The sequence below is a fragment of the Algoriphagus marinus genome, from assembly GCF_001936475.1.
Classification (GTDB): Bacteria; Bacteroidota; Bacteroidia; order Cytophagales; family Cyclobacteriaceae; genus Algoriphagus; species Algoriphagus marinus.
On sequence record NZ_MSPQ01000004.1, the window covers coordinates 1 to 12360 of the forward strand.

Annotated in this window: 6 protein-coding genes; 5 read left to right on the plus strand and 1 reads right to left on the minus strand. The window is 39.8% G+C overall.

The genetic code is table 11. The features are described 5' to 3' along the window. Positions 1–189, plus strand: a 189-nt coding sequence (locus tag BVC88_RS21470) for a hypothetical protein (protein WP_217694749.1), incomplete at its 5' end; no start/stop codon positions are given. A 410-nt stretch (positions 190–599) separates the two neighbouring features. Here the strand turns inward: BVC88_RS21470 and BVC88_RS08160 are convergent. Then, positions 600–2147 (minus strand): Fic family protein, encoded by a 1548-nt coding sequence (locus tag BVC88_RS08160; RefSeq protein WP_075350189.1) that lies wholly within the window; start codon positions 2145–2147, stop codon positions 600–602. A gap of 1230 nt (positions 2148–3377) precedes the next feature. Between BVC88_RS08160 and BVC88_RS08170 the strand changes: the two genes are divergently transcribed. The 4 genes from BVC88_RS08170 (at position 3378) to BVC88_RS08185 (ending at position 12270) form a co-directional block, all read left to right on the plus strand. Next, a complete protein-coding gene (locus BVC88_RS08170; protein ID WP_139316545.1) occupies positions 3378–4226 on the plus strand; it encodes a hypothetical protein in 849 nt (282 codons plus the stop codon). Continuing rightward, positions 4216–4800 (plus strand): hypothetical protein, encoded by a 585-nt coding sequence (locus BVC88_RS08175; protein ID WP_075350192.1) that lies wholly within the window; start codon positions 4216–4218, stop codon positions 4798–4800. Before BVC88_RS08170 ends, BVC88_RS08175 begins: the two co-directional genes overlap by 11 nt. A gap of 171 nt (positions 4801–4971) precedes the next feature. Continuing rightward, positions 4972–8181, plus strand: coding sequence for an RHS repeat domain-containing protein (locus BVC88_RS08180; protein ID WP_075350193.1), 3210 nt, complete (start codon positions 4972–4974; stop codon positions 8179–8181). 12 nt (positions 8182–8193) lie between these two features. After that, the gene (locus BVC88_RS08185; protein WP_075350194.1) at positions 8194–12270 is read left to right on the plus strand and encodes an RHS repeat protein; all 4077 of its coding nucleotides are present in this window, start codon (positions 8194–8196) and stop codon (positions 12268–12270) included. Positions 12271–12360 lie beyond the last annotated feature (90 nt).

The following is a 12360-nucleotide window of genomic DNA, read 5'->3' on the forward strand; positions in this document are numbered from 1 at the left end:
CCCACTGCTCCCGATGTCTATCGTGGATGCCCACTGCCCTCTGCTTATGGTTTTTTTGATTCAATGAAGTTGAAAGATAAAATTAACAGAGAAAGCACCCATTCCATATTAATCTGTCATTTTTTTAGGTTATGGATTTCCTCCGATGAGTGTAGTTTAAGGTTGAATTTTAAAAAGGACCTTGCCTAATCTATAAGTACATACGGGAGTAATTACGTCTTCCTATAAAAACGAATTTGTAATTTGCTTAGGATACAAGATTTTGAGGAATATAGCCAATTGAATCCCGATAGTCATCTGGATGGTAGAGATATTCGGGTAGGACAAGGCGTGAAGAAATCATTCTGTGAATGATTTTAGCCTTGGCCCGGCTTGTAGGGCGGGCAAATTCCACCCAGCGCCTAATTGAACTTCAGACGCTCTGAGGAGATACTACGCCTAAGGAGGAGATTACACCCAGCACCCATTTGATCTTCAAAAGTGCTGAGAAGAAACTACACCCAGAGGAGTTTAAATATGTGCCTATCTTTCAGATAAAGAGCAGTAAAGAAGCTTCGGAGGCTTTTTCAGCAAAGCCTAGTTAGGATCTCAACACATTCCTACACTTTTGCAATAGGTTTACCTTTCATACCTGAATCGACCAATTGAGCAAGAAAATTGGTAAATGGCTCAATATTTTGTTTGGTACTTGCCTGCTCTAATGCATACATGTAGCTGTCACGCTGCTCAACAGGGATAACCGTCCATGGGTATCCTCCGGATGCAAGCATTGCATTCATCAAAAATCTTCCCATCCTCCCATTTCCATCCATGTAGGGATGAACAAAAACAAATACAAAATGACCGAGAACTGCCCTCACAGCTGCACTTGGTTCCTCCTCCAATAGTTGAAAAAGAACTGGCATAGCATCCCGGACTGCTTCTTTGTTCAAGGGGGTATGCATAGAATTACCGATATAAACTTGGTGGTTTCTATATCCAGACAAATCAGATGGTTTCAATAAACCAGCGACTACACTGGGCCCAAAAAGTTCGCGATACCATTCACCATGATCCTCATCAGCCACTTGACCTGGGTTTGATTTTCCCAAAATCTTTTTGACACTCTTTTTAACCGAATTAAATGCATCCCAATAGCCCCTTGCGGCCATGGCATCCCGCTCTTGGCTATCAGTCTTGTTTGTTTCACTATCCCAGTTACCAGCTCTGATCTTTTCAATCATTTCCGGAGTAACTCTATATTTTTCAATGGATAAAGAATGATAGGCATCTGTTATAAAAATATCTTCAACTGATCTAATGTAAGAAGTTATATCAGAGGGGATTCCTGGTTCAGAGGGGAACTGCTTGATTATTGTTTCCCTCATTTCCATCCACATTAACTTGATTCTACCTTCATAGGGAGACCTTATCCGGGAAGTAAAAAGTGAATGAGTTTGACTTTCAAATGGATCAGAAACTCTACAATCATACCCTGCCTTAATCATGGTCTCAGAGATAGTATTAGCTATTTTTTCCTTTCCAATATTTTTGAACGCACCGGAGATCCTTCCGGCGATTACACTATGGCCTCCATTTAAAAGTAATGCCAAGATTTCAGAGGCATCGTTCACCAAGGAAAGGACTGTCCTCACATCCAAGGGGTTATGAATATAGGTGCTTGGGGAACATCTGACCAATGCAGCGGGCAAAGAATACATTCTTATCCCTTGATTTACAACCTGTTCATGCTTGTCGGGCAAATTAGCTTTCAATAAAAATATTGAGGTGCTATACAGTAGAGAAGTGCTGGCATTGTTGGCTTGGGGAGATCGTACAATCAATTGAGAGGGAATGGTGGTATTTCCAGCATGTAGCATCAAGGATTGCTCCGCTGAAAGACACCAATCTTCCCCAAATCTATCTTCCAGATATTGAACACAAAACTCCCAATAATTGCTGAACCAGACCGTACTATCCCCTTCATTGAAAGCCGGAGGGACAGCTAAATACCAACCTTTATAAACCTCTTCAATGAATTTATTTTTAAGCAGTCGCTCTCTGTGTGTACGACTGAGCATTTCCGATTTTATGGCCACGACTCCTTGATCTTGAAGCGCTTTAAGTTCTTGTAATGAATCAGCTAATTTTTCAGCCGGAGTTGCCATATTCTTTCAAATGAATTGTCCTTGTTGGTAGTTCAATAAATTAGAGATGTGCTATTACAATAATTTAATGCTGTACCAAATCTATAGAATAATGCTGTACTATCTCGATAAAAAGATGAATTTTAATAGTTCCCCCGCTGAGTATAGTTTGAAGGTGAATTTTAAAAAGGACGTTGCCTAGGTGTAATCCACGACAATTGTCGGGAGTAATTACGCCTTTATATCAAATAGAATTTGTAATTCGAATTTGATTAAGAGACTAGAAATTTGGATCTTAAACCAATTGAATCCCGACAGCTGTACGGGATGGTAAGGATATGAGGGTGAAGTTACAAACTCATATCTTTAACCTGAACCAAGCGTCAAATTGAACTTCAAAGGTGCAGAGCAGATATTACGCCTAGAGGGGGGATCGGAGACCAAGGCCGATGAATGTAAAAAAAAAGACCTGAAGAAGGAGGAAAATCGTACTCCAATGGATGACTCTCCGGGTCAATCTCCTAAAAAGGCTCGATCACGGCCCAGAATTTGAGCAATATATTTTACCTATTGACTATTTGTTTTTGAAAAGACCCAGCTTAATTAAGCTGGGTCTTTTTTAAATAATTATACTTGGATTATGACAAAGCACTTAGAAAATCAATTTCACTAAATAAAAAACAGTTTGGATTATTGGTATCAAAGGTTGCTTTATCGGGTTAATAGAATTACTTGAATCCGGAATTTTTAATAAAAAACCGGGTAGATAAACTGAAGAAATCTAGCTTGGCGAAGAGATCAGTAAGTGGGATGGTTATTAGCCATGGGAGATTCCATATGACCTTTAAAAAACACTTATATCCAGATCAAAATACTTTTAAAAAAATAATTTTTGCCTTGAACTCGAAAATAATTCAATTATTTTTTGAGTTTTAAATTGCTCATGACAAAAGAATCTATTGGCATCTTAGTAAGTTAAGTATTCATATTTGAATGAAATTTAATCTTTTGACAAGAACTTGTTGTATTTTTTTAGAAAGATGGTTTTAAATGTAAAACTAATTGATAAATATATCAATTGAATTTCCATTTGAGAAAGAAAGTGATATTGAAGTTACTTTAACTGTATTTGAAATCGAGTTTTTAACCAAATAATATTCTTTTAATTAAAAATTTTTGAACAAAAAATACCCATTTATGGGTATTTTTTGTTCAAAAACTATTTTTCTATTTGCTCGAAATATGAGTGATATGAGATTCGTGATTTTACTTTCAATTTTTCTAGGGCTGACTTTTTACACTGTTAATGCCCAGACCTTAAACTTTGACCAATTGAATTCAACAGTAGGATCGGGTAGGGCCATAAGTTTTACTACCTCATCCTGGGGAAATGGATTTGGGCATAGACTGATAAATGGTGATCCGGGAGAGTTCACCACTTTGAATTTACAATACAGACACAACGCATCGGTATGGACTGATGCCATGGTAGTCACTTCTCTGGGTAATATTGGATTTGGTACGAGCAACCCTCATAATCCACAAGGGTGGGGTAAGGCAATTGAAGTTAGTTCCATCAGTTCTTCAAAATTTTTAGTATCTACTGTAACTAATACCGTTAGACTTGGATTTTATGCCCACTCAAATTGGAATGGTCCAAGAGGAATAATAGGTACAGAATCCAATCATGACCTTTCATTTCATACCAATTATTCAGAGGAACATATTCGAATCAAAACTAACGGCAATGTTGGAATTGGTACTTCATCTCCCACCAATAAGTTGGAAGTAAATGGCACAATCAAGACGAAAGAGGTGAATGTCACAGCAACTGGCTGGGCAGATTATGTTTTTGAGCCGGATTATCAGCTAATACCCTTGTCTGAGGTAGAGGCTTTTATTTTCAATAACGGGCACCTACCCAATATTCCAACTGAAAAGGAAGTATTTGAACAGGGTGTTAATCTACTGGAGATGAATATTAAATTACTGGAAAAGATAGAGGAGTTGACGCTTTATATCATAGAGCTAAAAGGGCAGTATGATGAACAGGACAGAAAAATAAATCAAATCCAAATCAAATTACAAAATGAAAAATAACTTAATTTTTATTTGCCTATTTATTTTTTTTTCAGAAACCGTTTTGGCCCAGTCCAATTATTTTCCAAGTAGCGGGAACGTCGGGATCGGGACGCTCTCTCCTCTTTATCAGCTGCATCTACAAGCTTCTGAAGGAAACAGGGCTAGATTTCAGTTTGCTAATAAGACAGTAGACTTAGTAAGTTATGGTGCTGGCTCAGATGCCTACAGTAGTACTCAGGGAGTTTTTATGTCCGGTCATGATGGTTTAATCATGACCGGACCAAACAACCATCTAAGGATTATAACTAACAATGGAAGTTATACTGAACGGATAAGAGTTTTATCAAATGGAAATGTGGGAATCGGCACCAAAGTTCCGCAATATTTATTGGCTGTCAACGGGGTAATTGGGGCAAAAGAAGTCAATGTGACCACAGCAGGATGGGCAGATTTCGTTTTCGATCCAAAATACAAATTAATGCCCTTATCAGAAGTAGAGGCTTTTATCGCAAAAAACGGTCACCTCCCAAATATTCCAACCGAAAAAGAAGTAATCGAAGGTGGTGTGAACCTCTTGGAAATGAATATTTAGCTCCTAGAGAAGATTGAGGAGTTGACTCTGTATGTGATTGAGCTGGAGAAGAAAATAAATGTTTTGAAATAAAAGAGGAGCTTGACCTATACAAGTTCATTACCCGGTTTTCACTGGTGGGATATAAATAAACTAAATTTTGTCCTGCGCTTATAATAATTTAAATCAAAAATGAAAGCAATTTTTACTTTTGTTATCGCATTTTGCTTTTGTGTTTTCACATCTTGGGCACAGAATTCTAATCAAGAAACTGATAAGTCAAAATCAGATACATTAAAAAAAGAACAAGAGGTTCTGACATTGAATATGTTTTCAGAACCATTTAGTCCAGTAGAACCTTTTCGAAAGATGCAAGTCCCACCTTCACCTCAGATGGCTTCTTTGGGGCAGTTTGGTGAAATCCCCGTTAATTATTCAACAGGGATTGCCAACATCGGAATTCCAATTCATACTATAACTGTAAATGGCTATTCGCATAATATCGGGTTGGCTTACCATGGTGGCGGGATAAAAGTAAATCAAGTATCTTCGAATGTAGGTCTGGGATGGGCACTAAATGCCTCAGGAGTATTAGCAAATACTGCAAATAAAATTGGAGGAGATTTTGTTCAACTTCCTACCAATTTTTCAACTTTTAATCCTCATACGACCACAACCTCCTTTCCGGCTAGTAGGAATAATGTTGATTACATGTGGGCACATGATGGACTGAATAACTGTGTCGATACAGAACCGGATGTGATAAATTTTAATTTTGGCAGTCATTCTGGGGTGATGGTTCCTGTTTATCAAGGTGTTTATCGAGAAGTGCCATATACTGGTTTGACCATAATGGATCTGGGGAATTCATATGTTGTTATTGATAAAAATTTTACCCAATATACTTTTGATGTAGTTGAAACTACTTATCTCCCGCCTGGATGTCCTGGTTCTCTTTATTTGCAATCTGAAGGATGTATCAATGTTGGAGTTTATAATAACTCTTATTATTTATCAAAAATCGAATCAAAGGAAGGGGGAATCATTAATTTCTTTTATGAGAATGAGAATTATTCCTATGCAATAAATAGAACCGAGCAGAAATATGCTTGGATAACAGGTAATGGGTGTCAAGTGGATACTAATTTACCGGATGTTAATTGTATTCAAGTGAGTTCAGTTACCGGAAAAAGATTAATAAGAATAGAGACTTCTGAGAATGAACAAATACTTTTTAAATACAAAAATGAAAGTACTAGTGGTGGAACCCGTCAGGACTTACCTGGGGCTAAATCTCTTCAGTTTGTAGAAATTTACAACACAGGAGATATTTCGCCGGTAAGGAAAGTTGAATTTATTTCATCTTATTTTACTTCTTCTGGGTCCACTGGCCCCAATCATCAAAGCGCTTGGGATAAAAGATTGAAGCTTGATCAGGTTATTATCAATACTGATCAAGTATATTCCTTTTCATATAATGGTAATTTGGCGCCAAGATTATCCTATGATCAGGATTTCTATGGGTATCATATTTTTAATAATGTATACAGTTCAATTCCCTACCATTCCTCTCATAATACTTCTGGTGCAAATAGAGAACCTAATGCCAGCAGGGTCACAGCTGGAATGCTTAATAGAATTACTTATCCAACAAAAGGGTATTCTACTTTTGAGTATGAGCCGAACATGGTTTATTTTGCCGGCCAGAATAAAGTGGGTCCAGGAGTTAGAATCAAGCGAATTAATTCGTTTTCAGGGACTAATTTACTAGCAAAGTACATCGACTATAAGTACATCCAAGAGGCTAGCACAAACTCATCTGGTTTAATTGATAACCTTCAGGGTACAGTAAATTTTATTGATCAACAATCCCAATGGCAACATGATTTGGACACTGGCCCCTATAGATTGGAGTGTTTTTTTTATTTAGTTAGCAGTGATGATCAACAATCCTCACTCATGGGTAGAAGTTATAATGTCACTTATTCTAGAGTAGAGGAAATTATTAATGATGGTTCTCAAGGAAAGAGAGTTTATCATTTTTCGAAAATTGGAGATATCGTTCCAAATCCGTCAGTTTCAATTGCTCAGATAAATTATGATTGGACGTATGGAATTCCAACCAAAACCGAAGTTTTTGAAGGTAGTGGGACCAATCTTCAAAAGATTGAAGAAAAGTCTTATCAATACAAGACATTCATTACAAATAATTCTTCCTTTCAGGCAAGTGCTGGTCCAAGTTCTTTTTACTCTTTTGGAATGAAACTAAATAGGGAGCGAGCAGAAGTTGAACCAGGACAACAATGGCTTTTCAAGCCTGCTGTTTATAATCTTTTTAAATATGGTTACGTATCTGCTCTTATTTCCAAGATTAAAGAAACGACCAAAGTTTTTGAAAATGGTATTGCCATAGAATCTAACGTGTTTTATTCCATTGATTCAATCAACAATCAAATCATAAAATCAGTCTACAGAGGTTCAAGCACTAACGGTGATGGTAAAAGCCGATATTTCTTTTATACTGATGAAATAGGGGGGCAGAGCGCATATACACTGTATAAAGAACCTATTCTTTACTTGGATAAAAAAATAAGGGGCGGTATAGAATATACAATTGGAGGTGCATATTTTCCTTTGTCAACAATCAATGGCAAAAGGGTGATCCAAAAAGCCTATTCCATTGATTTACAGAGTTCAACAAGTACGTATAGTTTATCACTTTCAGACCCTACCAGTAGTGCGGGATTCAGATTGGCTAGTGAGGTTTTAGCCTATAATTTAAAAAATTACCCCTCACTTACTCGTGATCTGGAAATGAAAACTAAAACACTATACGACAATACCGGTACCAAACCAGTAGCGTATGTTCAAAATTTTAATGCCTCTGATTCTGATATAGCATTTAGTAGTTTCGAATATACGGATAACAAGGGCGGTTGGACCTACAGCGGTACCCCTATTACAACGACCTACAAAACAGGGAAGAAAGCGTACAATCTTAGCTCTGGCTCGGTAACCAAAACTGGTATAGGAGCTTCCTCTTCGAACCCTTATAAAGTTGGTTTCTGGGCGAGAATGAGTTCTGGTTCAGGAAATGTTATTGTTGGTGGTCAAACAGAATCTCTTACCACTACCTGGAAATGGGTGGAAAAGAACATTGCATCTTCAAGTCTTACGATTTCAGGAAGTAGTGTAATAATCGATGAGCTTAGGCTATATCCTGCTGAATCCATGATGACCTCCTTTACCTATGAACCTTTAGTAGGCGTGACTAGCCAAACAGACCCAAAGGGATATACGATTACCTACGTTTATGATGCGTCAAACCGCTTGATTACCATCAAGGACGAGGAGGGAAACATTTTGGAGCATTACGAATATAATTACGCTACTGGTAACTAATTATTTTTAAAGATGAGATATAACTTGATCCCAGCCTTTTTTCTTTTTTTTATTACCATAACAATCTCGTTTGGTCAGGGTACACAAAATTTTGTCAAAACTTATAAGGCTCGAACTCCAACCACTTCTTTGACTACAGTTATAACCGGTACACCTAATCAATCTTACAAGAATTTCACCTATCTGGATGGCCTTGGCAGACCTATACAGACTATAAGTAAGCAGTCTACGATCACAGGTAAGGACTTGATTTCCCCTATAGTTTATAATGATTTTGGCCGTCAGGAAAAAGAATACCTTCCCTATTTTGAATCTTCAGGTTCGCAAGACGGGAGCTTCAGGACTAATGCCCTCACAATGCATTCTAGTAGGACAGTTCCCATTTATGGTGACTCTTTCGGCTATGTAGAAACTCAATTTGAACCCTCTCCCTTAAACAGAGTAGATAAACAAGCTGCCCCTGGAACTGCCTGGAAAATGGGTACAGGAAAGGAAGTGAAGTTCACAAGAAGGACAAATACTTCAGATGAAGGTGTGAGGATATTAACAGTGAACAGTTCAGGTCTTCCAGTCACTTCCTCAGTATATGCAAACAACTTGTTATGGGTGGAAATCACTGATGATGAAAATAATAAGCGTACTGTCCAATACACTGATATACTTGGAAAGGTTATTCTTAAAAAAGTCCAGAATACCGCAACTCCAACTGGAAATGGCCATTCTGGATGGCTTTGTACCTACTATGTTTATGATGATCTTGGCCTGCTGCGAATAGTAATCCCTCCCAAAGCAGTTGAAGTTTTAGTCACTCAGAATTGGAGTACCACTCAAAGTACCAATGCTACATTTTCCAATGAATTGTATTTTCGATACTCTTATGACGGAAGAGGTCGAATGATTGAGAAGCGTGTACCGGGTAAAGGTCTGGAATCTATGGTTTATGACAAGCAAGATCGTTTGGTTGCATTTCAGGATGCGAGCATGGCTGCGGCACCCAAAAAATGGCTTTATACCAAATATGATGGACTGGGTAGAGTCATACTCACAGGCCTGGTCAATGATAATGCTACACGCGCTACGATCCAGAACACAGTAGATGCACAAGCTTCAAACAATGCCACTATAAACGGAAACACAGCCAATATCAAAACAGGAACTACACTCACTTCAGCCAAGTATGATGGGTATAATGAATATGTCGCCTCATCCACGATTACTTTACAGCCTGGTTTTAGTATGAAAGCAACGGATAACCAAAATTTTATAGCTCGGATCGGGTCAGCTACATCAGGGGCAACCGGTGCATGGCCCACAGACGAGGGAGAAATCCTGACGGTTAATTATTATGACAGCTACCAGTTCCTAACTGGCTTTGCTTATGCTGCACCTAGCAGCCCCTATTCAGGCTTTACTCCTACAGCCAGCACTCGAGTTCATGGACTACCCACTGGCAAAAAAGTAAAAAATCTGGATACTGGGGAATTTTACACTACCGCGATTTACTACAATGACAAGGGGCTGGTTATACAGACTCTTGCCCAGCAACAGCTTGGGGGAACGCTGCGGACATCTACTAACTACAATTTTGAGGGTCAACCTACATTATCCTTGAGCGTCAACAGTAGCTCTCCTAATCAGGCAATTCTAAGGACTTATTCGTACAATGTTGCGGGATTATTGGCTACCGTAACGCATAAGATCGGGAGCCAGACTGCCCAGACTATTGTTCAAAATACCTATAACGATCTCGGACAGTTGACAGCTAAGGCTTTCCCACAACTTACCAGTGCAAACCAAACCTATTCGTATAATATCCGAGGCTGGCTCAAAACTTTGGGAAGTAGCTTGCCAGAAGGATATAAGCAGACTAACTACTACGAATCGGGCGGAACTCAAAATAATTGGAATGGAAACATCTCCCGCATCGACTGGAGTGCATCGACAGGATCTGGGAAAACAAGAACTTACAACTATATTTATGATAAGGTAAACCGCATCACTGCGGCTAATTATTCCGCCTCAGGGGAAACAAACTGGTTTACAGTAAATGGAATGAACTACGATGCCAACGGAAATATTACCGCGCTGACTCGAAAAAATGAGCGAACGCCGGGAACTTATGACATTGTAGATCAGCTCAGCTATACCTATCAGGCAAATAGCAATAAGCTTACACAAGTAGCAGATGGGATATCGGCTCTTACCTACACAGCAAAGGATTTCAAAGAGAGAAGTACAGCTGCCTATAGCTACGATGCCAATGGCAACCTGAAGACCAACTTGGATAAGCAGATATCTAACATCAGCTACAACCACCTGAATCTGCCCTCAGAAGTGTCATTCGATACCGGAGCAAAAATCAGATTCACCTACGATGCCGAAGGTGTCAAACTCACCCAAAAAACCTACAATACCTCCGGCACCCTGACCACTACCCAAGATTACATCGGGGAGTTTGTGTACCAAAACGGAGCTTTGGACTACCTGATCCATGAGGAGGGCAGGGTAGCAGCCGAACCAACCGGTCTCTTTTACGAGTACTACATGAAAGACCACCTGGGAAATATCCGCCAAGTACTCCGAAACCCTGCCGCCAATCTTCGAATCGCCACGATGGAATCTGGCAAGGCGGAAGAAGAAGAGCAACTATTTACCCAGCTCAAACCGACACGGAAAAGCGAACCCAGACATAACATCACTCCAGGTGGACAGGAAGTGGCTTGGCTCAATGCCAGTCGAGGAGAGCTAGTCGGTCCGGGAACTTCCCTAGAGATCTTCGAGGGCGATAGTATAGTGCTATCCGTACATGGCAAGTACCTAGACAAGAGGAAATCCAGAGTAAATGCGGGTAGCTTCGCCACCTCAGGAGCGAAAGTAGCGATGATCGATCAGCTGAACGAACTCGCACTCAATACCAGCCGAGCAGGCGGAGCCAATCCAATCGCAGTACTCAATCTCGTGGATATCCTCGCCAAGGACCTGGAGAAGAAAGAAGCTCCCGAGGCCTACCTGATCTATGCGCTATACGATCAGGACAGCAACCGATATGAGGTCGGCAAGCAAGTCCTATCCAGAAACGCCGCCAACAAACATGAAGAACTGGAAGAGAAGCTGGCCATCAAGAAAAATGGGTATATTGAAACCTTCGTAGTCAATGAGACCAGTCAGGATGTATGGTTTGATAACTTCCGGGTGCTTAGTCAGGGTTCGGTGATCGTGCAGGAAACGCATTATGACCCATGGGGTCTAGAGCTAACTGGCATCGGCTACGAGTATGCCGGAGTGAAGAAGAATAAGTATCTGTATCAAGGCAAAGAGTTGATGGATGACTTAAACCTGAATATTTACGATTTTGAAGCCCGTGGATATGATCCTGTTATAGGAAGGACGTGGCAATTGGATCCGCATGCGGATAAGTACCCCTCTATGTCCCCTTACAGCTGGGTAGCGAACAACCCTATATTGATGATAGACCCAGATGGTAAGGACTTTTTAATCTGGTACACCGATGACAAGGGAAAGCAGCAGAACTTCAGGTTTACCGGCACGAATTCTGATGGTGCCCCCAAAAACGAGTTCGTCCAGCAGTTCCTGAGTGCTTACAATTACAATGTTGAAAACGGTGGTGGGGAGAAAATGCAGGAAATAGCTGGAAACAGCAAAGCGCTAGTGAATGTTGCATTTACTGAGTATTCATCCCAGCATACTCCTGGAGGTAGACCTAATGTTGGAAATATATACTGGAATCCGATGGAAGGGGCACAGTATGAAAATGGAACGGTGGTATCTCCTGCTACAGTATTGGAACATGAATCTGATCATGCCAACCAGAGGATAACCAATTACGAACAATATAGGGAAGATACTAGAAGTGGTAGAGAAGAAGTGAGGGTAATAGAAGGTTCAGAACGAAAAACTGCTCGAGCAAATAGAGAAATACCTGCAAATGGGGTTACAAGAACAAGACATGAAGGCCAGTCGGTAATTACCCATGGGCCAACGTCCAATAAGATTAACCCTCAAGCAACGCAAGTACATCGTCAGAGATTAATAGAACGCCAAAAGAAAGCTCGAGATATTAATTGGTAATATTATGAGAAGATATGTTTTCAGGATTGTTTTGGTAATGGGAGCCACCTTTTTCCTTTGTTCGTGTTCTTCGACCTCAGTAAGACGTGC